We start from the raw sequence: 25,929 nt of genomic DNA, 5'->3' as shown, positions 1-25,929 counted from the left end.
CCGATGAGAGCGGCAAGGAGCAGCGTGGAATTTGCAACACGGTATGTGGCATTGGGTGACTCTTTCACGGAAGGCCTCGGCGACACCGACCCGGCCCTGCCCAACCAAGTTCGCGGTTGGGCAGATCGCGTGGCCGAGCAGCTCGCACTGGCCCATCCCGACGACTCCGTGGGATATGCCAACCTCGCCATCCGCGGTAAAAAGATGGATCAAATCCTGACGGAACAAATTGATCATGGCGTGGCTCTAAAGCCCACTCTGGTCACCATCTATGCCGGCGTCAATGACATCCTGCGCCCCAAGGTCGACATCGACGCCATGGTTGCCAGGTATTCCGAGGGCGTCGCCAAACTTGCCGCGACAGGTGCCAGGATTCTGGTGTTCACCGGCTTCGATGCCAGCAGTTCCAAGATCTTCTCCAGCATCCGCGGCCGCACGGCGGTCTACAACGAGCTGGTCCGTGAAGTTGCCGATCTGCACGGTGCAGAGCTGGTCGACTACTGGCGTTTTCGGGAATACGATGACTGGCGGTTGTGGGGCATCGACCGCATGCACATGTCCACGCCCGGCCACATCAACATGGCCAACCGGGTCTTGGAGCAATTGGGCGAAACCGTGCGGATTCCGCTTGTGGAGCTGCCGTCCATCCCGGAGAAGACGGCCAGGGAAAAACTTCAGGACAACGCCGCCTGGACGAAGGAATATGTGGGCCCCTGGGTGAGTCGACGCCTGCGTGGCGTGTCCTCAGGCGACAACCTCAGCGCCCGCTGGCCCGCCTTGCGGGCGCCTTTGGGATAAAGATACGTAGTACTTACCGATGCCCTGCGGCACCTCTTCTTCGTAGTCTCTTAGGTATCGCCACCATTCCGTGGTGAAAAGCGTCGATCCTGACGCGAGTAGCTGGGGGATATGGGGAGATGGGCATGACTGCAACAAGGGGAGAAACCGTACGGCTGGTCTCGAATCAGGGACGTGATTCGGAGAAGTTTCAGCATGACGGGCGGGGCAACGGTGTCGTCGACGGCGGAACAGCCGGGAGTTCGGCCGGGTACGAATCCTTGCCGATGTCGAGGAGTGTGCGTGCCTCAGATTCTGACATCAGGGGCAATTGGCCCATTTGGGCTACCTCTTTCCACTAATGCGCTGCGATGATCCGGGCAGTGTGGCGCTCAGCCACCGTTCGTTGGGGGATGGTGGCTAAGCCGATGTGTGGGGCCCGCGGGAGCGGCCGGGGATATTGGATTCGGGTCGATTCCTCGCTTTAGGGATAGCTATGGTATGCCAATTGGTCATATTCGTCTTGAGGAACTAGACTAGGCAGGCGCATAGGTAGCGCGGAGCGTGTGCAATTGCTCCGGTTGGCGGTGATTATCCTCCCGTAGGCCGGTAGTTAGGGGCTCAAGTTGCGTGCATTCGGGTATTCGCCGGACAGCACCTTCCTCATCATCATGGAAATGACGACGGGGAATCATGCTGTCCAAGGACGGACGCTGCCTACGCGCACGGTTTACACCAGTGAACCGTTTCCATTCATTTTTTAGGAGTGATCATGGCAGCACATTGCCAGGTGACTGGAGCCGAGCCGGGCTTCGGACATAGCATTTCGCACTCGCACCGCCGCAACAAGCGTCGGTTCGATCCGAATATCCAGAAGAAGCGCTACTGGGTACCGTCCTTGCGCCGCAACGTTACGTTGCAGCTGTCTGTCAAGGGCATCAAGACCATCGACGTCCGCGGCATTGACGCAGTCGTTGCCGAAATTCTGGCTCGTGGGGTGAAGCTCTAGTGGCAAAAGACAAGGACGTACGTCCGATCATCAAGCTGAAGAGCACCGCGGGTACCGGTTTCACGTACGTAACCCGCAAAAACCGTCGTAACACTCCGGACCGTTTGGTTCTGAAGAAGTACGATCCCAAGATCCGTCAGCACGTCGAATTCCGAGAGGAGCGCTAAGACTATGGCTAAGAAGTCCATGATCGCGAAGAACGAGCAGCGCAAGGTCATCGTGGAGCGTTACGCCGAAAAGCGTCTCGCCCTGAAGAAGGCCCTCGTTAACCCGGCCTCCACTCCGGAAGAGAAAGAAGCAGCCCGTTTGGGTCTGCAGAAGCTCCCCCGCAACGCCTCACCGGTACGCGTTCGTAACCGCGACGCCATCGATGGCCGTCCGCGTGGAACGCTCCAGAAGTTCGGTATCTCCCGTGTACGCTTCCGCAAGATGGCGCACGCTGGCGAACTGCCGGGTATCAAGAAGTCCAGCTGGTAATCACTGATTTTCAGTTGTAAAAGGGCGGCAACCTTCGGGTTGTCGCCTTTTTTGTTGCCCAAAACAGGGGCGGCGGCAGGGCCCATATGCGTCAAAATGGCCTCTCATGACTTGGCTGAGAGCGAAATATCCCTAGAATCCAGGGAATTTGCCTTCGAATTCACTGAAAAACACCAAAATTTGCCGGATTCCCGCGGAATTACTGGTAAGTTCGCTAGCAGTGGTTGACACGCAACCGCGTGGAATTAGATTCACTTGACGTCCAGGAGGACAAACATGGCTAAGAACCGTAGCGAACTCGTTGCTGAAGTTGCTGCAAAGGCTGAGACCAGCCAGACCGCAGTAAACGGCGTTCTGGATGCTCTCTTCTCGGTATTCGAGAGCTCCGTTGCTGCCGGCGAAAAGATCACCATCCCGGGCTGGCTCTCCATCGAGCGCACCGACCGTGCAGCTCGCACCGGCCGCAACCCGCAGACCGGTGAGACCATCCAGATTGCAGCAGGCCACAGCGTGAAGCTGTCCGCTGGTTCCAAGCTGAAGGCTGCTGTCAAGAAGTAATTTCTTCACAGAACCAGGTGAGGGCGGTCGGCATTATGCCGACCGCCCTCACTGCTTTAATGTGTAGTCTTGAGTCCGGTTTCCATTCCTGAGAACTCCCTGATTCGCCCGATGTTCACCGGGTGCAGGACAATAGAGGAGTGTCACCCGTAGATTCTTCCCCCGCCCCCACCGTCCATGCTGCACCCACCTCTGATGGGGGCACCTTCGCCGATGGCATTCGTAGCCGCTGGTGGTGGCTGGGGCTCGCGGCCGCGGTAGTCGCCGTCGTCCTTGCCTTGCTGTGGACAGGCGCCACGGGGGTGGCCCAGCTTGCCGATCCCGGAGCATTCACGCGCTGGGGACTGCCCATCGCCACGACAATCCACAACCTGGCCCTGTCCGCTGTGGTGGGTGCTTTGGTGTTTGCCGTGGTGATCCTGCCGAAGGATCTCAAGACCCGCCGCCCGCACTCGGGCAAGGCCAAGACGGCCAGACCGGCCAATCTTCCGGAACACCCGGCATTCGCCCGAGCACTGACGCTGGCCATGGTTGCCGGCGGAGTCTGGACCCTGTCGGCCATCGCCGTTTTGGTTCTCACTTACTCCAGTATTTCCGGTCTGGCATTGGCCGGAAGTACCGAGTATTCCAACATGTTGGTGTTCTTCATGACGGAGCTGCCGGTGGGGCAAGCCTGGCTCATGATCACCATTGTGGCCGCCGTCGTGACCACCTTGGTGATTGGCCTACGCAACATCAGCGCCCTGGCCGTGCCCCTCGTTCTGGCCCTGTTGAGCTTTGTGCCGCAGGCCTTGATCGGACACTCGGCCTCGAGCGCCGATCATAAGGGCGCCGTGAATTCGCTCCTGCTGCATGTCTCCGGGGCGTCGCTCTGGGTTGGCGGCATCATCGCCCTTGTGGTGGTTTCCGGTGCGCTCGGGAAGATCACGGCACAAACTCTCAAGCGGTTCTCGGCACTGGCCATCTTCGCGTTTGCGGCGGTGACCGGTTCCGGCATTATCAATGCGGCCATTCGCATCACCAACTGGCACGATCTTTTCTACTCTTCGTACGGCCAATTAATTCTGGCCAAGGTTGCGGCCACCGTGGCGTTGGGCGTCATCGGCTATATGCACCGTGAGTGGATCATCCCGCGGCTCGAGGGCGGCAAGAACGCAGACGGGGCCACGCGCCGCCTGCTGTGGCAGCTGATCTTCGTTGAGCTGTTGATCATGGGTATCGTCAGCGGCCTTGCCGTTGGCCTGAGCCGTTCCGCCCCGCCACAGTCGCGCGAGTTGGTGGCGGAATCGCTGAGCCCGGCCCAGATCCTGACCGGATATCCGTTGCCGCCCGAGCTGGTGCCCTCTCGCTGGATCACCGAATGGCGCATGGACTGGCTCTGGGTTGCCTTTGCCCTCCTCGCCGGTGCGGCTTACATTGCGGGCATTGTGAAGCTACGCAAACGCGGCGACAAGTGGTCTGTGCTGCGGAGCATCTCCTGGTTCGTGGGGCTGTTGTCCCTTGTCTACATCACCTCCGGAGGCACGGCCGTGTACGGTGCCGTGCTCTTCAGTGCTCACATGGTGGAGCACATGGCGCTCATGGTGATTGCACCCCTGTTCCTGGCGCTGGGTTCCCCCGTTTCCTTGGCGCTGCAGGCGCTGACGCCGCGTGGCGACGGCTCTCGCGGTATTCGCGAATGGATCTTGGTGCTGGTGCACTCGCGCTACTCTCAGGTCATCACGCACCCGCTCTTTGCTGCGGCAAACTTCTCCGGCAGCTTGGTGTTGTTTTACTACTCGCCGGCCTTCAAGCTGGCCATGACTTACCACGTGGGTCACGAGCTCATGATCGTGCACTTCACGCTCACGGGCTACATCTTTGTCCAGAGCATGATCGGCGCCGACCCGCTGCCCAAGCGCGCACCTTACCCACTGCGCCTGCTGCTGTTGCTCGCGACTATGGCCTTCCACGCCTTCTTCGGTGTCTCGCTCATGATGGCCACGTCCCTGCTCTCGGGCGAGTACTTCGGCAACATGGGCCGACCCTGGGGCGATAGTGCCCTCGTCGATCAGCAAACAGCCGGCGGTATCGCCTGGGGGGTGGGAGAATTCCCCACACTGATGATTGCCATGGGCGTGGCCTATATGTGGTCAAAATCGGATGCCCGAGAGACCAAACGCAAGGACCGGGCCGCGGACAGGAATAAGGAAGCCGAATTAGGCGCTTACAATGACATGTTTGCCCAACTGGCGCAGCGCGATGAGAAACTCAGTCATCGCGGCCCGGCCCTGCCCCATCTGCCCAAGGGTCAGCAAGAGACTCAAGACCAGCACGACGCCGGAACCCCCACCTCGGGTGCCCCCGGCACGACCCGTACCGAGATCGGCGGTCCGGACACTCCGGACGCTACGCAAGGAGAAGCGAACTAGTGGATTCCTCTACGACAATAAGCCCCGTCCGCATCAGGGCATCCGAACTTGAGGGTCGCGGCTGGCTGAATACCGGCGGCGCCGAGCTGAACCTTGAAAAGCTGCGCGGCAAGATCGTCATCCTTGATTTCTGGACGTTCTGCTGCATTAACTGCCTCCACGTGCTCGACGAGTTGCGCCCCTTGGAAGCTGAATACAGTGATGTGCTCGTGACGGTTGGTGTGCACTCGCCCAAGTTTGAGCATGAGGCTGATCCCGTAGCCCTGGCCGCCGCCGTGGAGCGTTACGACATCCACCACCCCGTGCTGGATGATCCGGAGCTGATCACGTGGCAGGCGTACTCCGCCCGCGCCTGGCCAACCCTGGTGGTCATTGACCCCGAGGGTTACATCGTTTCTCACCTCTCGGGTGAGGGGCATGCGGCCGGTTTGGCCTCTTTCATTCCCGAACTCATCGCCGAGCACGAGGCCAAGGGTACGCTCCACCGCGGCGATGGTCCCTACGTTGCGCCCGAGCCGGTCATCCGGGATCTGCGCTTCCCCGGCAAGGTTCTGCCGCTGGAGAGTGGCAACTTCCTCGTCTCGGACACGGGGCACCACCGTCTCGTCGAGATGGGCCCGGACCTGACTACCGTGGTGCGCACCATCGGCTCCGGCACCAAGGGCTTCCTGGATGGTGCCGCCGAGGACACGCAGTTCAACGAGCCTCAGGGTCTGGCACTACTTCCGGCAGAGCTGGCCGCGACAGTCGGCTACGACGTCGTTGTCGCCGACTCCGTCAACCACCGCCTGCGCGGCATCACCCTGACCACAGGGGAGGTGCGTACCCTCGCCGGTAACGGCATCCAGCGCCTGCTCGACGCCGGACCTGCTCGCATTTCGGACGACGGCGCCAGCGCCTCCGAGAGCGATCTGGGTACCGCGCCGCTCGAGGTTGCCTTGTCCTCGCCGTGGGATGTGGCCTACTCCTCCAAGTGCAACGCGGTCCTGATTGCCATGGCTGGCACCCACCAGATCTTCAGCCTCGATCCTGCCAGCGGCGCCCTGGCCGTGGTGGCCGGTAATGGCTTGGAAGGACTTTTGGACGGTCCGGCCGAGCAGGCCTGGTTTGCCCAGCCCTCCGGTCTCACCGAGGACGCTAAGGGAAATATCTGGGTTGCCGATTCGGAAACTTCGGCCCTGCGCGTGCTCAAGTTTGCCGACGACGGCGCCGTCACCGTGGAAACCGCGATCGGCGAGGGCCTCTTTGACTTTGGCTTCCGCGACGGTGAGGCCGCTCAGGCCCGCCTGCAACACCCCCTCGGTGTTGCCGTGCTCCCGGATGGTTCGGTCGCCGTGGCTGACACGTACAACGGTGCCGTGCGCCGTTACGATCCTGCCACCAAGACCGTCAGCACCCTGGCCCGCGGCTTGGCAGAGCCCAGCGATGTATTGCTGGATGAGTCCGGTGAGGTGCCGCTGCTGATCGTGGTTGAGGCTAATCAGCACCAACTGGTACGCCTGCCGCTGCCGAAGAACGCCCTCCAGGTCGACGAAGGCGCCGTCCAGACGCAGCGTCCCAAGACGCCGGTGGCTCCGGGCGAATTGACGCTGAAGATCAACTTTGCGGCTCCCACAGGCCAGAAGCTCGATGACCGTTGGGGAGACCCCACCCAGTTGAAGGTGTCCTCCACCCCGCCGGAGCTGCTGCTCGGTGGCGATGGCACCTCGATTGGCCTGTCACGGACCTTGACCTTGAACGCCGATGTACCCGAGGGTATCTTGCACCTGACGGCCCGTGCGGCGGCCTGCGATGGCCCCGAAGACGCCAGCGGCGAGATCCCGGATCACGCCGCCTGCCACCTGTACCAGCAGGACTGGGGCATCCCCGTGATCCTCAGTGCCGATGGTGCGGCCGATCTCGTGTTGGATCTGCGCGGAGTGTAGTTAAAGTCGAAAAGGGCGGCTCGGATTTTTCCGAGCCGCCCTTTCAGTCTTCATTTGGTCTGACCCTGCGTTGACTCGCCAGATCACGCCCTTAAACCGCTTCGATAAGGGCGTTACATGCCGAGTCGACGAGCGGCCCGGATTTTCCGAGCTGCAGCGGAAGGTGAGGGTCACGCCGTCGTACATGAGGGGCCAAACACGAAAGCCGAGCCTACGGCGGGGCATGTCCCTTAGCTGCGGAGTGGCTTAGTAGCTGACCACGGGTGTCACGGACACATTGGTACCCGAGATCGCCAGTTTCGCCGTGAAACCAAAGTCCTCAACGTCCTTGACCTCGTCGATGAGACCCGTGAAGAGATCCTGGCCGTCATACGCAACCTGGGCCTTGACGTTCATGGGCGACAGAATCCATTGCCCGCCAAAGGGTGAAATAGTGATGGCCGGGTATTCCACGACCGACCACGCCACCTCCGACACCACGCGGTTATCGGTGGCCGCGCTCATGGGGCAGCCCGTGGGCATGAGTACCGCCTGCTGGGTGCACGAGTCCAGATACTTGCGGATGGTCGCATCCACCTGACTCAACAGATCGCTGGTGGGCCCTGTGGCCAGCCCGACGGCGGGAACAGACTGCCCCGGTCCGCTCACGTTGCGTGAGACAGGCGGGGCGGCAAAGAGCGCCGAGCGGTACTCCAGCTCGTAGCTGCCGGGGTAAAACACGGCAAAGGTGTTTTTGCCGTCCGGCATATTGGCCACGGCACCGTTGATGCTGGCCTGATTGGCATTGACCACGGATGCGGAGATGGTGGGCAATTTTGTGGGAACGATATCCCAGCTGTTGAAGAACAGCCACTGATTGGGGCCCGAGGTCAGCCGGAACTCTGTGCTCATGGGGGCGCCGTCAATTGTGTACGAGACGGTCACGAGCTTCTGCCCGTCGGGGGCGTCGACGGGCTCGGACAGTGTGATGGACGCAAGCTTTTTTTGGGATTCGGCCAGGGCTTCCCCGTCTAAGGCTGCCGCATTGGCCGACGGCACCGTAGCGTGTAACAGCCCCAGAGCCTTGGCACCGTCGCCCTCCTTGAGTGCCTTCAGGTAGTTCGAGACGGTACTTTCCGGACCAAACTTTTCGGTGTTGACCACCGTAATGGTCACGATGGCAGCGGCGATGCCCAGCATGAAGATCATGAGCCACGCCGCGGCGATCTTGATGAGTTGGGTCCCGTTGTTCACGCCGTCCACTGTACCGGCTTCGGCGGCAGCATCCGGAATCGAGGGTGCCAGGTCATATCTCATGGTGTTCTCATCTGATTCTGGATCAGCGTCGGCGCTTCCGGGGCGCCGTGCCAAACATGTCACGCATGAGGTTCCGTCCCAGGGAGGTACCCATGGAGCGCACCATGGACTTCAGCCCGCCGCCAAGAGCCCCGCCCAAGGCGCCGATAACGTCGGAGGCGATGCCGCCGCCGTCGTTCGAGGGAGCCGGAAGCTCGACGGGAGGAGGGGGAGGGGGCAGCGGAGTGCCGACCGCGGGGCCGGTGCTGGCGGCAGGCGGGGGAGTCTGAAGTTTCTCATACGCGGAGACGGGATCCACGGCCGTCCCATAGCTGGGCAGCAGGGACGAGGCGGAGATGACGGCCTGCACGGCAGCCTCCGGGCTGGGACCCATGACCGAACCGGGGGCGCGCAGCCGCGTCAGGGCGACAGGTGTGGGCGAGCCATTTTCGTTCATGACTGTCACGACGGCCTCACCAATTCCAGCGCTCGTGAGGACTTCCTCGAGATCGTAATCGCTGGTGGGGAAGGTTGAGACGGTGGCCTTGAGCGCCTTGGCATCATCGGGTGTGAAGGCGCGCAGGGCATGCTGCACGCGGTTGGCGAGCTGGGCCAGGACGTCGGCCGGCACGTCCTTGGGGGTCTGGGTGACAAAGAAGATGCCAACACCCTTGGAACGAATGAGGCGGACGGTCTGCGTGATGGCCGTCAGGAAGGCCTTGCTGGCGCCATTGAATAGCAGGTGGGCCTCGTCAAAGAAGAACACGAGCTTGGGCTTGTCCACATCGCCCACCTCGGGCAAGTCGCGGAACAGGTCTGCCAGGAGCCACATGAGGAAGGTGGAGAACAGCAACGGCTTGTCCTGGATGCTGGGGAGTTCCAGACAAGTGATGACGCCGCGGCCGTCGGGCGCAATGCGAAGCAGCTCGGCCGTGTCGAATTCCGGCATGCCAAAGAATTCGCCCAGGCCCTGAGCATCGAGCGTGATCAAGTTGCGCAGGATGACGCCGGCGGTGGCCTTGGAGAGCCCGCCGAGTTCCTTGAGATCGTCCTTGCCCTCATCCGAGGAGAGGAATTGAATGACGGCTCGGAGATCCTTCAGATCGTAGAGCTCAAGGCCCTTGGAGTCGGCATAGTGGAACACCAATTGCAGGCTGGATTCCTGCGTTTCATTCAGATCAAGGACACGGGCCAGCAAGATCGGGCCAAAGGAGGTGATGGTGGCGCGGACGGGAACACCATTTCCGTTACCGCCCAAGGCCAGGAATTCGACGGGGAAGGCCTTGGACTCCCACTGCTGGCCGAGTGCCTCAGTGCGGGCGGTGAGCTTTTCGCTGGCTTCGGCTGCCGTGGCAAGGCCTGTCAGGTCGCCCTTGATATCGGCCATGAAGACCGGGACGCCGGCGGTGGAAAGCTGCTCGGCAATCATGTGAAGGGTCACGGTCTTGCCGGTTCCGGTGGCTCCGGCCACGAGGCCATGACGGTTCATCATGGCGAGCGGCAGCGATACCTGCGCCTCTGGGTGAACAGTGCCGTCCACCATGGCGGCGCCTAAGGCGATTGAGGAACCAGTGAATGTGTAGCCGGCCGAAATCGTGGCGATCAGCTCTGCAGGGGTTTTGGTAGCCATGACGAAAGCGTACCGCGAGCCCGATTCGCTATGCCGCATTGCGCCATTAGATTGCGGCGTGTGTAGCTCAGCCCAACAAGAATGCCACGCCAAACATGGCGGGAATGGCGAGCACTGTCGTCAGAAGGACGGTGTCCTTGGCGACGGCGAGTCCCACCTGGTAGCGCTGGCTCGTGACGTACACATTTTGCGCTGTTGGTAGCGCCGCGGCAACCACGACGGCGAAGAGTGCCGCCCCGCTCATGCCGAGGGCAAAGTGCCCCAAGAGGAAGGCAACGAGCGGGTGCAAGATGAGCTTAAAGCCGGTGCTCAGCAGGATGTCAGGGCGTCTGCCGTCAGCAGCAGAGAGCGGCTTGGTAGTCCCCAAGGACATTCCGAAGGCAATCAAAATCGCCGGAATGGCGGCACCTGCTACCAGGTGCAGCGGCTCGGCAATCAGATTAGGCAAGGCCCAGCCGGTGCTGGCCAAGACCAAACCCACGGCCGTGCCAATGATCATGGGATTACGCACGATCTGCAGCAGAACACGTCCCGGGGTGGCGCGGCGCCCGCTCGTGATGCTGTCCAGAAGCATTAAATAGCAGGGGGTGTAGAAGGCCAATTGGAAGACCAGAACCGGGGCGATCAAGGCGGCGTCACCCAAAACATAGGCGGCAATAGGGATACCGAGATTTGCCGCATTGGCGGTAGAGGAGGACATGGCCGAGACGAGGGACTCGGCGAGTTTGCGCTTGAGCCAGAACCGGACAATCAGTAAATAGCTGCCACCGGTAATGACAGCGCCGGCCGCGGCCACCAATAAGGGTGCGGCAAACACGGTCTGCAACTCTGCCCGGGAGAGGGTTTCCACAAGTAGGGCCGGACTCGCCACAAAGAACGATAGTCGGCTGAGGACTAGTTGGGCGTTGTCCCCGAGGACCTTTCGGCGCCCAACAAACCAGCCCACCAAAATGACGAGCCAGACAACCGAGAATCCCTCGATGACGGCTAGCACGGGGGCGCTACGGTGATGGTTTTGGGTATTGGCACATCACCACCCTAAGCAGGGAGTGCCCTTTATTGGCAAAATGAAGCGAGGTCCGTGACTCTGGGCTACGGCTGCTCTCCGTGTGTGAGTAGAAAGTGCTCCACGATGGGCCACCAGTGCTGCCGCGACATGGCGGGGCGCAGCAGTCATGCTTCGAGGGAGTCTCGCAATAATGGTTCTTTAGGGTTGTGCAAAGGCGGGGCGCAACAGGCCCTCGGTGATGGCCTCGGCCGGGTCGCTGCCCAGGTGCACAATCTTGTTGTCCGCGTCGACATGAACAACCGAGGGGACGTAGTCGAGTGCCTCGGCAGTGGTCATTTGGGCGTAGGTGATCAAGATGACGAGATCGCCAACACCCACGAGGTGGGCGGCGGCACCGTTGATGCCGATGACACCCGAACCGCGCTCGCCAGCAATCGTGTAGGTCTCTAGGCGGGCACCGTTGGTGATGTCCACAATGGAAACCAGTTCTCCCGGCAGAATGTCGGCAGCATCTAGTAGATCGGCGTCCACGGTCACGGAGCCTACGTAATGTAGATCTGCATGAGTGACGGTTGCGCGGTGGATTTTGGATTTAAAAATGGTTCGCATCATAACGGGATAAGTCTACCGCTGCACGGCCAATAAGGCTTGTGAAGTGCGTCTCCGTCACACTCACCGTCTGGCGACGGGTGTCAATTTGCGTCCCATGATGGCGCGGGTGAGCGCATCGATGACCTCGGTGTTCGCCACGGGGTTCCGGATTAAGGTGAAGTCAACATCGCCCACGGGTGGCAAATCAAAACGCTTCGTAATGACCTTCAGATCCTCGGGAATCAAGGACGTCGGCATGACGGCGATGCCAATGCCTGCCCGCAGTGCCGCGAGCACGCCGCTGATCTGTTTTGTTGTGCAGGTGACGCGCCAGGTACGTCCGGCGTTCTCCAAGGCATCGAGCGCGAGCTTGCGGCTCACGCTCGGCGCGGGGTAGGCAATGATCGGAACGGGTGCGCCCGGTTCCAGCATGGTTTCTTCCAGTCCCACCCAGGCGAAGCTGTCGTGTTTGACGACTTCACCTTCCTGCTCGCTGGCCACCCACTTCACAAACACCAGATCCAAGGCCCCGGCCTTGAGCCGACGATAGAGCTGGTCGCTCTGGCTCACCGTTAGTTCGAGGTTGATCTGTGGGTACAGCTGACGGAACTCGCGCAAGATGCGGGGCAAGCCCGTGATGGCCAGGTCATCGGCTGTTCCAAACCGCAGCCGACCGCGCATCGCGGCGCCGGAGAAGTAGCGCGTTGCAATGTCATTGGCGGCCAGAATCGACCGGGCAAATCCGGCCATGGCGTCCCCGTTGTCCGTTAGTCGTACCTCGCGGGTGTCGCGGGTGATCAAGATTCGCCCTGCGGCTTGCTCTAGTTTGCGGACATGTTGGCTGACAGTTGGTTGGCTGATGCCTAGGCGTTCGGCCGCGCGAGTGAAATTGCGAGTTTCGGCGACGGTCAAGAAACTCTTGAGTTGAATCGGATCAAAAAGTGGTGCTTCTGGCATGGGCGCTCCCCGAAACTATTACGAATCTCAATAGTATTTATAAGGACCATACCCTTTCTACATAATTCACCGCAGCCTAGGGTTGGAGAGATAGCTACCTATCCGCCCACCACACCCAGGACGAACGCGTTGACGCCCCCACCAGCACCGACGAACGCTGCCATGACCGCCCCCATCAATCTCGTGACGACTCGTCCCCCGTGGAGTCAGACCTTTTCCTCGCTCAAGATCCGTAACTACCGAATTTTTGCCTCCGCCAATATTGTGGCCGTCATCGCGGTGTGGATGCAGCGGGTGGCGCAAGACTGGATGGTGTTGGAGCTCTCGGGTTCCGTCACCGCCGTCGGAATCACCGTCTTTATGCAGTTTGTGCCCTCGCTGCTCCTGATGCCACTGGGCGGAATCTTGGCCGATCGCTATTCGAAGCGACTCATCCTGATGATGAGCCAAGGCGCGGCGGGTTTGTTGGCGGCCCTGATGGCCGTGCTGGCCCTGACGGGGCATTTGGAGGTGTGGCACATCTACCTGATCGCCTTTGTTCTTGGCCTCGTGGTCGTGGCTGATCAGCCGGCCCGACAGGTTTTTGTCAATGAATTGGTCGGCCCAACGCAGCTCCGCAATGCGATTAGCCTGAACTCCTCGATCTTCCAGCTTGGCGGGATGGTGGGCCCCGCCGTCAGCGGTGTCTTGATCATGGCCGTTGGCGGTGGTTGGGCCTTCGCCGCCAACGCCCTCGCGTGTTTGATCACGGTGGTCTCGCTCATGATGATTCGCTCGTCGGAACTGCTGACGATGCCGCCGGTGAAGCGTGCCAAGGGCCAACTCATGGAGGGCGTCCGGTATGCACTAGGGAAACCGACCATCTTCTGGCCGGCGATCATGGCTGCAGTCTTTGCCGTCTTCGGACTGAGCCTGGCCGTCTTGATGGCCGCCTACGCCAATGACGTCTTCAAAGTTGGTGCGGGTGGCTACGGCCTCCTGAACACACTTGTTGCTCTGGGCGCACTGTGTGGTGCGCTGGCTTCGACTCGGATCGCAAAACTTCGCTTGCGCGGCGTCATGACAGCGGCGGGCTCGTATGGTGTCCTGCTGATCATCGCGTCCGCGGCTCCCAATATGTTTACCTTTGGTGCCGTGATGGTAGTGGCAGGTTTTGCCTCATTGTTGTTCCTGACGAGCGCCAATCAGTTGGTTCAGATGTCCACGAATGTTTCCATCCGCGGCCGCGTCATGAGCCTGTACGTCATGGTGCTCCTGGGCGGGCAAGCCATGGGCGGTCCACTCATGGGCGCGCTGGCCGAACACTGGGGAGTCCAGTGGGCCATGGTGGTGGCCGGCGGTATGCCGTTGCTGGCCGCCGTCGTTATTGGATTGGTGCTGGCACAGCGCGGGCAGCTGACGCTGCAAATGAATCTGCGCAGCGCCCGCCGCCCGGTCTATATCGTGTCGAGGTAACCGGCTACCTCGGTGATAAGGGAGGGCTAGAGTCCCGGCAGCGGCAGGTGTGGGTAGCTTTCCTGTCGTTGCTGGAACTCGAGAATTGCCGGGTTGATGATGACGCCGTCGGAAATTTCAATGGCGCGCTGAATTGAATCAGACTCCGCCCAGGCATCCCGGCCGGCCAACACCGTTTCAACAAACGGCAAGAGCGCCTCACTGATCTCCCACGTGGCGGAATTCCACAAATAGCTGGGGCTATGATCAACCGCGTAGTAATTGATGTGCCGCCCCACCGTAAACATGGGGTCCTCGAAGGTGGTGCTGCGGGCCCAACTGAAGCCCATGCCCTCATCGCAGGAAACATCCACGATCAGGCTGCCGGGCCGGAAGGCGTCAAGGTCGTCCTTCGTTAAATACGTCATGGGATCGTTGGGATCCTGCAAGGTGCAATTGACCACGATGTCGGACTCGGCGAGGAACTCACTTAGCGGCTTTTCGCCGTCCTCCAGCATGACAAAGCCCTTGTGCGGTGCCTCGAGCGCGAAATCGAATTGCAGCATCTCGGCCGAGTGGATCGGGGCGGCCACCGCTGCCACGCTGCGACTCGTCAACACCTGGACCTCGTTGATGCCGAGGGCTTTGAGTGCCGTCACCGCTCCGCGAGCCGTCGCTCCAAAACCAATCACAACGGCCTTGAGGCGGCGCCCGTAATCTCCCGTTGAACCTGTGAGCGCCAGCGAATGCATGACGGAGGAATAACCGGCAATCTCGTTGTTCTTGTGAAACACGTGAAGGCCGAATCCGCCGTCGGAGCCCCAGTGGTTCATGGCCTCAAAGGCAATCAGCGTCAGCTTCTTATCAATGGCTAATTGGGTGATGGCGCGATCCTGCACGCAATGCGGCCAGCCCCAGAGAACTTGGCCGTCTCTCAGATCAGCCAAATCGGAGGCCTGAGGTTTAGGCAGCAAGACAACATCTGATTCTGCAAGGAGGACCTCGCGGGATGCGACCTTGCCTACTAGCGTGGCCAGAACGTCGTCGGACATGCCGAAACGTTCGCCATAGCCTTCTTCAACAATGAGCCGGGCCCGGACATCGTCTTCCATCCGGGAAAAATGCTCCGGGTGAATGGGGGCGCGACGTTCGTCAGGTTTACGCGATTTCCCCAGAACACCCAGGAGCAGCCCGGTATTTTCGGGACTCATTTCTTTTTGGTCGGCGTGGGTTTGTCAGAGATCGTCACCGATGACTCTCCGGCGCGCTTATCGGCGCGTTTTTCCTTGATGGATTTGCTGGATTTCTTCGATGCGGTTTGCCGTGGTGATTTGTCGCCCATGTCAGCTCCCTAAAGGTGAGGCCAAAATGACCCCATGGCCTGACCCTACACGCACCCTGAGTTTAAAGAACTGTAGCCCCTGCGGTTTTTCACAGGGGCTACAGTTACGCGGAGCGGGCGACGGGAATCGAACCCGCGTATCGAGCTTGGGAAGCTAGCGCTCTACCATTGAGCTACGCCCGCACTGGAAGATTCGTAGCGCATGGCCACGAGCGTTCCGCTATTGATTCTAGCCCGTGAGGTGGGGTGCTTCTGACCAGTGACACGCATGAACCACCGCCGAGAGAAAAAGATGAAAGTTCGACGGCGGCGAAGTGAGACTTGGTCTGTTTAAGGAATCAGGGTGGCTTTCACGGCCGCAAACTCGCTCTCGCTGAGAGCGCCCGAGGCGTGTAGTGCGGCTAGTCGTTCAAGCCGGGTGAGTAGGTCATCTTCGGGAACGGCAGGAGCCGCGAGTGGAGTCGCCACAGCCGGAGCGACAGCGGCCTGCTGGTTTGCAGCCTTGGCGTTGACGGCATTGCTGGCCGCCGTGGCAGTTCCTGCAATCACCGCGGTTCGCGCTGCCGTGCCAAGGAGCGAAGGACGTCGATTGCGTCGACCAAAAGCCATAGCGAACTCCAAGGGAGATTTGTTGCGCACCGGAGTCAAATGACTCCTTGTCCTCACGGTAGCCTGAGCTGCTGCTCTTGGGTAGGCCTTGTGGACGGCGAGAGCACGAAACTCAGGTGAGCTCCCGCCGTCGAACATCCCGAGGGGCGAGCCTAGATGGCTGGCTCCAACTTCTTGCCCTGGATCAACCGCATGAGCGGTTCCACGTAGCGGGCCGCAACCGGTCCACTGACCGCCATGATGAGCACGTAGGTGGTCGCGAGTGCTGCGAGTTCTTCGGGGACGGCGCCTGAGGCAACGGCCAGGCCGGCGATGACGATCGAGAATTCACCTCGGGCAATCAAGGCCGCACCGGCGCGTGCGCGGCCGGGGATGCCGATGCCTTGTCTCTGGGCTGCCCACCAGCCCGTCGCAACCTTGGTGAGCGCGGTGACGAGTGCCAGCAGCAGCGCCACACCCAAAACGGGAGGGATGGTGCGGGGATCTGTGTTCAGGCCAAAGAGGACAAAGAACATGGCGGCGAACAAGTCGCGCAGCGGTTCCAGCACCCGGGTGGCATTCTCGGCCGTACCGCCTGAAATGGCGATGCCCAGCAGGAACGCACCCACGGCGGCTGAGACCTGCATGGCCGAGGCCACCCCGGCCACGAGCAAGGCGGCGCCCAGAAGCTTCAGCAGGAACGATTCTCGGTCCGGGCTATCCAAAATATTGGAGACAACGTGCCCATAACGCAGGGCACCCACCAGCACCACCGTGATGACCAGCAAGGAAATTCCGACGGCGGTCAGTCCACCGAGGAAGGAAACGCCCGCCAATACGGCGGTCAGGATGGGAAGATATGCCGCCATGGCCAAGTCTTCAAAAACGAGAATGGCCAAAACAACAGGTGTTTCACGGTTTCCCAAACGGCCCAAGTCGCCGAGCACCTTGGCGATGATGCCCGAGGACGAGCTGTAGGTAATGCCCGCCATGACCAACGCGCCAACAGGCCCCCAGCCAAGAATCAGCGCAACGGCGGCGCCGGGCAGCATATTCAAGACGATGTCCACCACGCCAGCCATCCAGGACTGCTTCAATCCGGTGACCAGCTCCTTGGCGGTATATTCCAAACCAAGCATAAGTAGCAGGAGGATGACGCCAATTTCGCTGGCAATATGCGCAAACCCGTCGATGCCGCCCAGATGAACGAACCCGCCATCACCGAAGGCGAGCCCACCCAAGAGGTAGAGCGGAACGGGCGACATGCCGATCCGGCCGGCAAGTCGACCCAAGAACCCGAGAGCAAAGAAGACGATGCCTAGCTGAATGAGGGAGAGGGTTGTTGGGTCCATGGAGTGCTTACGCTCGTGACTGCAAGATGAGTGCTGCTTCAGCTAGTCCGGCGTCGGTTCCCACAATGACCACCAGATCGCCAACATGCAGCGTCTCATCCGGGCGGGGCGAGGCAATGACGTCGTCATCGCGCAGCAGGGCCACGATGGAGGTGCCGCTGCGGGTGCGCATCTGCGTTTCACCCAAGGTGCGTCCGGCGAAGGCTGATCCCTTGCGGATCAAAATCTGATGCGTGCTGATGCCAGAGACGTTTTCCTGCTCGGCGCTGAGCTGGGCGATAAGTTGTGCCGAGCCCAGGAGCTGGCCAAGTCCTGCGGCTTCGTCTGCCGTGAGGGGTATGGATGCGGCACAGGCATCGGGGTCATCCGCGCGGGAGAGGATGAGCTCCGTGCGACCGTCACGGTGCGTCACAACACCCACACGCCGTCCGGTGGTCAGCTGTAGCTCTCTGCGCACGCCGATTCCGGGAAGCGGTGTCTCTTCAATATTCATGGGTCTTACCTTAGCTGTGTGATTCTCTGAATGCCCTATGTTTTCAACGCAAAACAGCCGAATAATAATCCCAACACGGCATGGATACGATACTTTAATAAGGTGCTGATCTCTGACCGCGACATACGTGCCGAAATTGATGCCAAGCGTATTGTCTTGGACCCCTACGACCCCTCTATGGTGCAACCCTCGAGTGTTGACGTGCGCATCGACAGGTACTTCCGCCTGTTCGACAACCACCGCTACGCCCACATCGACCCGTCGGAGGAGCAGCCCGAGCTGACCCGCATGGTCGAGGTTGACCCGAATGAGCCCTTCATCCTGCACCCGGGCGAGTTCGCCCTGGCCTCCACCTATGAGACCGTTACGCTGCCTGATGACGTCGCCGCGCGTCTGGAAGGTAAGTCATCCCTGGGGCGACTCGGCCTCCTGACGCACTCGACGGCGGGTTTCATCGATCCGGGCTTCTCCGGTCACATCACGCTGGAGCTCTCCAATGTTGCCACCCTGCCCATCAAGCTGTGGCCCGGGATGAAGATTGGCCAGCTGTGCTTCTTCCAGCTGAGTTCCCCGGCCGAGAACCCCTATGGCACCGGCCCGCACCAGAACCGTTACCAGGGCCAGCGGGGCCCCACGGCCTCGCGGTCCTTCCAGAACTTCCACCGGACGCAGATCTAGTTCGGGATAGCTTTTCCCAAGAAGTACGACGACGGGAGCTCACCTTTTTATCCAAAAGGTGAGCTCCCGTCGTCGTCCTGTGAGAGAAAATTACAGGGCGGACTTGCCGTGCGGCGGCGCCTTGACCGGCAGGAGCAGCAAGAGCCCCAGCAGCAAGACCGCCAGAATGCCGATGATGCCCCAGCGCTGCGCACCAAAGATGATGATGCACATGCCGAAGAGCTGCGGTGCGAGGAAAGACACGGCGCGCCCGGTCGTGGCGTAGAGGCCGAAGAGCTCACCCTCTTGCCCCTCGGGAGCCAGACGGCCCATGAAGGTGCGGGCCGAGGATTGCGCCGGACCTACGAACAGGCACAGGATCAGGCCGAAGAACCAGAATGCGTTCTTGCCGTCGAGGAAGAGCAGTGCGCCGCCGGAGACAAGCAAGCCCACAAGGGAGGTGACGATGACCGCCTTGGGACCGAATTTGTCGTCGAAGAATCCTGCCGACAGGGCGCCGATGGCCGCTACGACGTTGCCGGCGATGGCAAAGATCAGCACGTCGCCGGTCTTGAAACCAAAGGAACCAACGGCCAACACGGCGCCGAAGGTGAAGATCGCGGCGAGCCCGTCACGGAAAACGGCGGAGGAAATGAGGAAGTACACGGTGTGCCGATCCGTCTTCCATAGCAGCGCAATGGTTCGGAACAATTCCCGATAGGACTGGAAGAATCCCACCTTGGGCATATTTGGGTCCGGGGCGGATTCGGGGATGGCTAGCAGGACCGGAATCGAGAAGACCAAGATCCAGGCGGCCGAGAAAAGGGCCACGGCGCGGTACGTCATGCCGTCGGCGCTCGTGATGCCGAAGACGCCCACCTCGGGTTTGATCAGGGCCACGTACACGATGAGCAGGGCTACGATGCCGCCGAGGTAGCCGGCCGCCCAGCCTAAACCGCTGATGCGCCCAATCGTCTTTTTCGTGGAGATCTGCAGCAACATGGCGTTGTAATTTACACCGGCCAGTTCGAAGAAGACGTGGCCGGCCGCGATGAGCATGCAGCCAAACAAAAGGTACGACTCGTGAGGTTGCACGAAGAAGCACGCCGCGGTCAACACTGCGACGATGGCCGTATTGATACCGAGCCACAGCTTGCGCCGGCCGCTGTGGTCCGTGCGCTGACCCGCGACCGGTGCCAAGAGGGCGATCGCAAAGCCAGAGATCGACAGGGCAAAGGCCAAGGTGGCCGTAGCTTTATCGGCGCCGCCAAAGGCGTCGCCCGTCAGGTAGAGCGCCGTGAAAATGAACGTCGTCATGACGGCGTTAAATGCTGCACCACCCCAGTCCCAGAGTGACCAGGCAATGACCTGTCGTGGTGTTCCGGGGGTCTTGGCCGGAGCCACAGGTGGGAAGGCTGCGGCGGGCGGATACTCAGTCATACGGCACATGCTATCCGGCGCATGGGCACCACGGGGGTAATACGAGTGAACATTGCGTGACCGCGGCGTGGTGAGGCAGCGGATCACAGTAGGGTGGGAAGTGCTCCGCTACTACGAAAAAGGAATCTGTGGCGAGCTCCACTTGCTAGGATAGTGGGGTCGGGAACCGACTATAAACTCCGTGATTCGCTCATTTCCAGCCCGAAACATGTGGAGCTACTAGTGTTGTTTGTCCTCTGTGCGCACTTCAGTGTTGCCATAATTGCGCCCATTTTATTCTCCCGATGGGGCCGATCAGCGTTCTACGCTCTTGCGGCCATTCCGGGGATTAGCTTCATTTGGCTCCTAGCGCAATATGAAAATGTGTTCTCCGACACACTTTCGAGTCCCTCGTTGGACGTGGACTGGATTCCCGTTCTCGACTTGAACCTTTCCTTCCGCATGGACCAGCTGGCGTGGATCATGTCGCTGCTGGTGCTGGGTGTTGGCGCCCTGGTTCTGGCCTATTGTGCCCGCTACTTTAAAAGTAACGACCTCGGATTGGGTGGATTTGGCGCCCAGCTCCTGGCTTTTGCCGGCGTCATGTTCGGACTTGTCACGGCAGATAACCTGGTCCTGCTCTTTGTCTTCTGGGAACTGACCACGATCCTGTCCTACCTTCTGATTGGCTACGCGCGCACCCGTATCGCTGCGAGGCGAGCAGCGCTTCAGGCCCTTATCGTGACTACCTTTGGCGGCTTGGCCATGCTGGTCGGCATGATCATGGTCGGTGAGGGTGCCGGTACCTACAGCATTTCCGAGGTTCTGGCGAAGGCGCCGGAACTCATGGCGGCCACGGGAAGCGCCCGTACGATCCTAGACATTGGTATTGCGCTGCTACTCGTGGGTGCCGTCACCAAGTCGGCCCTCATCCCCTTCCACTTCTGGCTCCCAGGTGCCATGGCGGCGCCCACCCCGGTCAGCGCCTACCTGCATGCCGCGGCCATGGTGAAGGCTGGAATTTATCTCATCGCCAGGCTGGCCCCGGGCTTCGCGCAGACCGAATTCTGGCAGCCCATGATTGTCGTCCTGGGACTGGGAACCATGCTGCTGGGAGGTTGGCGAGCACTGCGCCAATTCGACCTCAAGCTCATTCTGGCTTATGGCACCGTGAGCCAGCTCGGCTTCATCACCCTCGTGGTGGGCCTCGGCGGCCAGGAAGCAGCCATGGCCGGGTTGGCCATGGTTTTGGCACACGGCTTGTTTAAAGCAGCGCTATTCCTCGTGGTGGGAATTATTGACCACCAAAGCGGCACCCGAGATATCCGTGAATTGTCCGGGGTGTTTAAATCAGCACCCATGCTCGGCATTGTGGCCCTCATCGGCGCGGCCTCCATGGCCGGTTTGCCACCCATGGCCGGCTTTGTTGCCAAGGAAGGAATCTTCCAGGCGTTCATCGCCTCGGCTCAGTACGGCCCCGCTGGCCCTGCCGTTGGCTGGACCGTCCTGGTTGGCATGGTCCTCGGCTCGATCCTGACCTTTGCCTACAGCGCCCGATTCATGTGGGGCGGCTTCTCCACGAAGAGCAAAGGCATGGCGACGGTCTTCAAGCCCGTCGGGTGGTTGTTCCTCGCCGCACCGGCCTTGTTGAGCGTGCTGACCCTTGCTTATGCTGTTGTTCCGCAGATCGTTGAAGGCTGGATCAAGCCCTATAGCGACCTCTTCCCGGCATATGACCCGCACGGCATGCATCTGTTGCTGTGGCACGGATTTACCCCGGCATTGGGGCTCAGTGCCATCGTGGTCGCTGGCGGTCTGGCGTTGTTCTTCTTACGCACCAAGGTTGAAGCCGCGCAGGGCCGCATCCATGCGCCCGTAGACTTTGAACGGGCCTACCGGCAATCCATCGTGGCCCTAGACATGGCCGCCATCTGGGTCACGGGACGCACCCAGCGTGGTTCGCTGTTCTTCTATCTGGCCGTCATTTTGTCGACTGCCATGGGCTCCGTACTGGCCGTGCTGTTCCTGACGGAGCAGAACTGGACCCGTAACGTCTACTTTATTGACCCGGGATCGCCTTTTCAGATCATTGCCGGAATCGCGATCGTGGTCGGCGCGATTTCCGCGGCGAGGGCCAGCAAGCGCTTCATGGCGGTACTCATGGTGTCCGTCACCGGCTATGGCATCGCCCTGATCTTCGCGCTGCAAGGTGCCCCCGATCTGGCGCTGACGCAGATGCTGGTGGAGACCATTATTCTTGTGGCCTTTGTTCTCGCCATGCGCCAGCTGCCACCTGGCTTATTGGAGCGCAAGTCAGCGGGAAGTCACCGCGGCATTAGATTGCTCCTAGGTATTGTTTTTGGCGCCACGATGGTCATTGTGGCGATCGTGGCCATGGGATCGCGCATCCATGAGCCCGTCAGTTTGCAACTGCCCGAGCTGGCTTATCTTGGTGGTGGCGGACTCAACGTGGTCAACGTGACCCTTGTTGATATCCGGGCTTGGGATACCTTTGGCGAAATCTCGGTCTTGGCCATTGCCGCCACCGGAGTCGCCAGCTTGATCTTTGTTCGCGGCCGAGGCAACAGGCTCCCGCGCGCCGAGACGGTTGCCACCGGGAGCATTGGGAAGCTTCAAGTTGACGCCTCCCAAGCGGCTCTGAAAGTTGCCAAGCGCTTTGGTCAGTCGGAAAGTAACCCTTGGCTCGTGGCCGGGCGGACGCTGGCACCTGAGCGCCGCTCGATCATTATCGAGGTCGTCACCAGACTGGTCTTCCACAGCATCATCGTTCTCTCCATCTATCTCTTGATAGCTGGGCACAACGGAACGGGTGGCGGCTTCGCGGGCGGTCTCGTGGCAGGTCTGGCATTGACCATCCGCTATCTGGCGGGCGGCCGCTTTGAATTGGCAGAAGCCACCAGAATTTCAGCCGGTACCTTGCTGGGTGTGGGTCTGGCCCTAGCTGCATTGACAGGTGTTGGGGCGTTGTTCTTCGGGGGAGAGGTCTTCCAAAGCGCCATTATTTCCTTTGATCTGCCAATTTTCGGGCACGTCAAATTCGTAACCTCCACACTCTTCGACATTGGCGTGTACCTCGTAGTGGTTGGTTTGGTGGTCGATGTTCTGCGAAGCCTTGGATCTGAGATTGATCAGCATGAAGAAGATGGGACGGGCAGCAACGAGCTGATCGAAGACGACGAGCCACTGGAGGTGGGACGATGAGCGTGAATCTCACCTTATTGCTGGTCATGGGAGTGCTTTACGCCGTGGGGATTTATCTCCTGCTGGAACGAAGCCTGACCCGGGTGTTGCTAGCCTTGATGTTGCTGGCCAATGCGACTAATCTGCTGCTCTTGACCACCGGAGGGTATGCCGGCCTGGCTCCGATCTTCAGTAAAGACATTCCAGCATCGGAGTTTAATGACCCGCTGCCACAAGCCTTCATCTTGACCTCAATCGTGATTTCCTTTGCCGTCACTGCCTTCATGCTGAGCCTGATTTACCGTTCTTGGCTGCTGAGCAAGGCCGACCATATCCAGGTGGATATGGAAGATATTCGCGTTGCTAAGCAGGAGATCTACGACGACGAGGAGGACTCGGAAATCGCCGTTGAAATCTCCGACTTCCATGAAAATGACCAACCACTTGCGAAGCGAGAAACCGTTCCAGGTATCGGCCCCAAGAAAACCCCGCTTGCTCCTGACGCAACGAGCAAACACAACGGCGTTCATCCAGTGACGCCCGGTAAGGACAAGGAATGAACGTCGCCAGTATGGCCCCGCTTGCCGTAGTCCTCCCTTTCCTGGGTGCTGCTCTTGCCTTTGTTCTCATCAAGCATCCGCGTGCTCAACGTCGCGTCAGTCTTGGCACGATTACCCTCACCCTGTTGCTTGAGGTCTGGCTTCTGGCGTTTGTCTGGAACTCGGGACCTGTTGCGGTTCAGCTCGGTGGTTGGGCGCCACCCTTTGGCATTGTCATGGTGGCCGATCAGTTCTCGGCCCTCTTGCTGGTGATTTCATCGGCCGTGAGCCTTGCGGTTCTGGCGTATGCAACCGGACAGGGTGCCGCTGACGGAGAAGAAGGCGGACCCGTTTCCGTCTTCCACCCCACTTATCTGATTCTGGTGGCCGGTGTCTCCAACGCCTTCCTGGCCGGTGACCTATTCAATCTGTACGTTGGCTTTGAGATCCTGCTGACCTCCAGCTACGTCCTCATGACACTGGGTGGCACAGGATCCCGCATCCGGGCCGGCATCACCTACGTGGTGGTCAGCGTGGTCTCGTCCCTGCTCTTCCTCATAGCCATTGCCATGGTCTACGGGGCAACCGGCACCGTGACGCTCGCCGACCTGGCCGTCAAGCTGGGCGAACTCGACCCGGGCACACAAAACCTTCTGCATGTTTTGTTGCTCGTGGCGTTCGGGATCAAGGCAGCGGTCTTCCCGCTGTCCTTCTGGCTCCCCGACTCCTACCCCACGGCCCCGGCACCGGTGACGGCGGTGTTTGCCGGGCTGCTCACCAAGGTGGGCGTATATGCCATTGTGCGTACGGAAACGCTGCTCTTCCCTGGCGATGATTTCAACTCTCCACTGCTCATTGTGGCCTTGTTGACCATGATCGTGGGAATTCTCGGTGCCGTGGCACAGACCGACATCAAACGTATGCTCTCCTTCACCCTCGTCAGCCACATTGGGTACATGATCTTCGGTGTGGCGCTGTCGTCGGTCTTGGGCCTAGCGGCCACCATCTTTTACGTCATTCACCACATCACCATCCAGACCAGCTTGTTCATGGTGACCGGCCTGATTGAACGTCGTGGCGGCAGCTCCTCCATCACACGCTTGGGGGGATTGGCGAAATTGTCGCCCATTCTTGGGGTGCTGTATTTCATACCGGCGATGAACCTGGCCGGTATCCCACCCTTCTCCGGGTTCCTCGGAAAACTGGGACTCTTGCAAGCTGGCGTGGCCGACGGATCACCCCTGGCCTACACCTTGGTAGTCGGCGGCGTTGTCGCCAGCCTGCTGACCTTGTTGGCCATGGCCCGTGTCTGGAACCGCGTGTTCTGGCGCAGTACCGCAGATGCAGAGGATCCAGACCCCGTATTGCTGGCCACGGCTCCGGATTCCTCGGGCGTTCCGAGCATGCGCGCGCTACGAACCAGCAAGCATGTGGACGCTACCGAAGGCCGCTTCTCCGGGGATAACGAAATCCCGATTCTGCCGAGAATGATGGTGTATTCCACCATGGGGCTGGTTGTTTTGGGTTTGGGTATGACGTTCTTTGCCGGTCCGCTCTTTGACCTGAGCGAGCATGCCGCCATCAGCATGCTCGAACGCACACCGTACATCGAGGCCGTTATGGGCAGTGGGGCGGGAACTCCATGAGTCAGTCAATCAGCTACCGTCGCAAACTGAATTTCCTGCAGAAGCTGCCGCTGCTTATTTGGCTCGTGGTTGTGTGGGGTGCCTTGTGGCAAGACTTTAGTGCGGGGAACCTGATCTTCGGGGCCCTGATCGCTATTGCCGTGTCGCAGATCTTCTACCTTCCGCCCATTGAACTCAGCGGCCGCTTCAATGTGCTGTGGGCGCTGACCCTGGCATTGTGGTTCGTCAAAGAGGTCTTCGTGGCCAGCTTCCAGGTGCTCTTCTGGGCTGTATTCAAGGGGCCCACAATTCGTAACGCCGTCATAGCGGTGCCTTTGCGTAGTCCCTCAGATTTACTCATGACAGCAGTGGGCCACGTACTTTCACTCATCCCGGGGTCGCTCGTCGTGGAAGTCGACAGGGGATGCGCCACACTGTACGTTCACGCCATGCATGCGCCCGACCCAGAATCTGTTGAGCGAGTTCGCAAGGGTATTCAAGAAATTGAGGCCCGGCTGATTCACGTCATGGGGACAAGAGAAGAACTGGCAATGATCAAAGCAGAGATATCAGGCTCTCCCATGACCAGTTACGCGGATAAGATGCGGTCTGCGAATACCCCGTCCGCGCACTCGACACAAGCCGAAGAGGTGCAGTAAG

General features: G+C 60.3%; 24 protein-coding genes and 1 tRNA gene. 13 read left to right on the top strand and 12 right to left on the bottom strand.

Annotated features, from left to right (window positions below):
- Positions 1 to 24 precede the first annotated feature (24 nt).
- The 7 genes from CVS30_RS07745 (at position 25) to CVS30_RS07715 (ending at position 7,157) form a co-directional block, all read left to right on the top strand.
- Positions 25 to 798, top strand: a complete 774-nt coding sequence (locus CVS30_RS07745; RefSeq protein WP_110484744.1) for an SGNH/GDSL hydrolase family protein — start codon at positions 25 to 27, stop codon at positions 796 to 798.
- A gap of 751 nt (positions 799 to 1,549) precedes the next feature.
- Positions 1,550 to 1,786, top strand: a complete 237-nt coding sequence (rpmB, locus tag CVS30_RS07740; protein ID WP_038465685.1) for a 50S ribosomal protein L28 — start codon at positions 1,550 to 1,552, stop codon at positions 1,784 to 1,786.
- Positions 1,786 to 1,953 carry a 50S ribosomal protein L33 gene (gene rpmG / locus CVS30_RS07735; protein ID WP_044574616.1) on the top strand — a complete coding sequence of 56 codons (168 nt, stop codon included), beginning with the start codon at positions 1,786 to 1,788 and terminating at the stop codon, positions 1,951 to 1,953. The genes rpmB and rpmG overlap by 1 nt, the downstream gene beginning before the upstream one ends.
- A gap of 4 nt (positions 1,954 to 1,957) precedes the next feature.
- Positions 1,958 to 2,263, top strand: coding sequence for a 30S ribosomal protein S14 (gene rpsN, locus CVS30_RS07730; RefSeq protein WP_062007872.1), 306 nt, complete (start codon positions 1,958 to 1,960; stop codon positions 2,261 to 2,263).
- Positions 2,264 to 2,539: 276 nt separating this feature from the next.
- Positions 2,540 to 2,821, top strand: a complete 282-nt coding sequence (locus CVS30_RS07725; RefSeq protein ID WP_038465691.1) for an HU family DNA-binding protein — start codon at positions 2,540 to 2,542, stop codon at positions 2,819 to 2,821.
- 140 nt (positions 2,822 to 2,961) lie between these two features.
- Positions 2,962 to 5,232, top strand: coding sequence for a bifunctional copper resistance protein CopD/cytochrome c oxidase assembly protein (locus CVS30_RS07720; protein ID WP_110484743.1), 2,271 nt, complete (start codon positions 2,962 to 2,964; stop codon positions 5,230 to 5,232).
- On the top strand, positions 5,232 to 7,157 hold the full coding sequence (locus tag CVS30_RS07715) for an NHL domain-containing thioredoxin family protein (RefSeq protein ID WP_245934483.1): 1,926 nt from the start codon (positions 5,232 to 5,234) through the stop codon (positions 7,155 to 7,157). Before CVS30_RS07720 ends, CVS30_RS07715 begins: the two co-directional genes overlap by 1 nt.
- Positions 7,158 to 7,403: 246 nt before the next feature.
- Here CVS30_RS07715 and CVS30_RS07710 read toward each other — a convergent pair whose 3' ends face one another.
- The 5 genes from CVS30_RS07710 to CVS30_RS07690 form a co-directional block, all read right to left on the bottom strand.
- Positions 7,404 to 8,453, bottom strand: a complete 1,050-nt coding sequence (locus tag CVS30_RS07710) for a hypothetical protein (RefSeq protein ID WP_146233371.1) — start codon at positions 8,451 to 8,453, stop codon at positions 7,404 to 7,406.
- 22 nt (positions 8,454 to 8,475) lie between these two features.
- A complete protein-coding gene (locus tag CVS30_RS07705; protein WP_110484786.1) occupies positions 8,476 to 10,062 on the bottom strand; it encodes a helicase HerA-like domain-containing protein in 1,587 nt (528 codons plus the stop codon).
- A 67-nt stretch (positions 10,063 to 10,129) separates the two neighbouring features.
- Complete coding sequence (locus CVS30_RS07700; RefSeq protein WP_110484741.1) at positions 10,130 to 11,056, bottom strand: AEC family transporter; 927 nt, start codon at positions 11,054 to 11,056, stop codon at positions 10,130 to 10,132.
- Between the two features lie 213 nt (positions 11,057 to 11,269).
- Positions 11,270 to 11,683, bottom strand: a complete 414-nt coding sequence (gene panD, locus CVS30_RS07695; protein WP_110484740.1) for an aspartate 1-decarboxylase — start codon at positions 11,681 to 11,683, stop codon at positions 11,270 to 11,272.
- A gap of 60 nt (positions 11,684 to 11,743) precedes the next feature.
- Complete coding sequence (locus CVS30_RS07690; RefSeq protein WP_110484739.1) at positions 11,744 to 12,619, bottom strand: LysR family transcriptional regulator; 876 nt, start codon at positions 12,617 to 12,619, stop codon at positions 11,744 to 11,746.
- Positions 12,620 to 12,781: 162 nt separating this feature from the next.
- On the opposite strand from CVS30_RS07690, the gene CVS30_RS07685 reads away from it, so the two are divergent.
- Positions 12,782 to 14,074, top strand: coding sequence for an MFS transporter (locus tag CVS30_RS07685; RefSeq protein WP_110484738.1), 1,293 nt, complete (start codon positions 12,782 to 12,784; stop codon positions 14,072 to 14,074).
- Positions 14,075 to 14,100: 26 nt separating this feature from the next.
- Here the strand turns inward: CVS30_RS07685 and CVS30_RS07680 are convergent, their stop codons facing one another.
- The 6 genes from CVS30_RS07680 to CVS30_RS07660 all read right to left on the bottom strand — a co-directional run bounded on the left by CVS30_RS07680 (position 14,101) and on the right by CVS30_RS07660 (position 17,828).
- Complete coding sequence (locus CVS30_RS07680; RefSeq protein ID WP_110484737.1) at positions 14,101 to 15,264, bottom strand: N(5)-(carboxyethyl)ornithine synthase; 1,164 nt, start codon at positions 15,262 to 15,264, stop codon at positions 14,101 to 14,103.
- Positions 15,261 to 15,395 carry a hypothetical protein gene (locus tag CVS30_RS18400; protein WP_281268072.1) on the bottom strand — a complete coding sequence of 45 codons (135 nt, stop codon included), beginning with the start codon at positions 15,393 to 15,395 and terminating at the stop codon, positions 15,261 to 15,263. Before CVS30_RS18400 ends, CVS30_RS07680 begins: the two co-directional genes overlap by 4 nt.
- A gap of 112 nt (positions 15,396 to 15,507) precedes the next feature.
- Positions 15,508 to 15,578 (bottom strand) — tRNA-Gly (locus CVS30_RS07675).
- Between the two features lie 147 nt (positions 15,579 to 15,725).
- A complete protein-coding gene (locus tag CVS30_RS07670; RefSeq protein ID WP_110484785.1) occupies positions 15,726 to 16,004 on the bottom strand; it encodes an SHOCT domain-containing protein in 279 nt (92 codons plus the stop codon).
- Positions 16,005 to 16,156: 152 nt separating this feature from the next.
- Positions 16,157 to 17,335, bottom strand: a complete 1,179-nt coding sequence (locus CVS30_RS07665) for a cation:proton antiporter (RefSeq protein ID WP_110484736.1) — start codon at positions 17,333 to 17,335, stop codon at positions 16,157 to 16,159.
- A 7-nt stretch (positions 17,336 to 17,342) separates the two neighbouring features.
- The gene (locus tag CVS30_RS07660) at positions 17,343 to 17,828 is read right to left on the bottom strand and encodes a cation:proton antiporter regulatory subunit (protein ID WP_110484735.1); all 486 of its coding nucleotides are present in this window, start codon (positions 17,826 to 17,828) and stop codon (positions 17,343 to 17,345) included.
- Positions 17,829 to 17,930: 102 nt separating this feature from the next.
- Here CVS30_RS07660 and dcd point away from each other — a divergent pair, with 102 nt between their 5' ends.
- Complete coding sequence (gene dcd, locus CVS30_RS07655; RefSeq protein ID WP_110484734.1) at positions 17,931 to 18,506, top strand: dCTP deaminase; 576 nt, start codon at positions 17,931 to 17,933, stop codon at positions 18,504 to 18,506.
- A 90-nt stretch (positions 18,507 to 18,596) separates the two neighbouring features.
- Here dcd and CVS30_RS07650 read toward each other — a convergent pair whose 3' ends face one another.
- Positions 18,597 to 19,925: an MFS transporter gene (locus CVS30_RS07650; RefSeq protein WP_181419722.1), complete on the bottom strand. Its 1,329-nt coding sequence runs from the start codon at positions 19,923 to 19,925 to the stop codon at positions 18,597 to 18,599.
- 222 nt (positions 19,926 to 20,147) lie between these two features.
- On the opposite strand from CVS30_RS07650, the gene CVS30_RS07645 reads away from it, so the two are divergent.
- From CVS30_RS07645 to CVS30_RS07630, 4 genes are read left to right on the top strand one after another with little or no spacing between them, the layout of a single operon-like run.
- The gene (locus tag CVS30_RS07645; RefSeq protein ID WP_110484784.1) at positions 20,148 to 23,126 is read left to right on the top strand and encodes a Na+/H+ antiporter subunit A; all 2,979 of its coding nucleotides are present in this window, start codon (positions 20,148 to 20,150) and stop codon (positions 23,124 to 23,126) included.
- Positions 23,123 to 23,665, top strand: a complete 543-nt coding sequence (locus CVS30_RS07640; RefSeq protein ID WP_110484732.1) for a Na(+)/H(+) antiporter subunit C — start codon at positions 23,123 to 23,125, stop codon at positions 23,663 to 23,665. Before CVS30_RS07645 ends, CVS30_RS07640 begins: the two co-directional genes overlap by 4 nt.
- Complete coding sequence (locus tag CVS30_RS07635) at positions 23,662 to 25,290, top strand: Na+/H+ antiporter subunit D (protein WP_110484731.1); 1,629 nt, start codon at positions 23,662 to 23,664, stop codon at positions 25,288 to 25,290. Before CVS30_RS07640 ends, CVS30_RS07635 begins: the two co-directional genes overlap by 4 nt.
- Positions 25,287 to 25,928, top strand: a complete 642-nt coding sequence (locus CVS30_RS07630; protein ID WP_110484730.1) for a Na+/H+ antiporter subunit E — start codon at positions 25,287 to 25,289, stop codon at positions 25,926 to 25,928. Before CVS30_RS07635 ends, CVS30_RS07630 begins: the two co-directional genes overlap by 4 nt.
- Position 25,929: the final 1 nt, after the last annotated feature.

This window comes from Arthrobacter psychrolactophilus (genome assembly GCF_003219795.1).
GTDB classification, from domain to species: Bacteria; Actinomycetota; Actinomycetes; order Actinomycetales; family Micrococcaceae; genus Specibacter; species Specibacter psychrolactophilus.
Note: the sequence above shows the minus strand (reverse complement) of the source record. Positions and strands in the feature narration are given on the sequence as shown.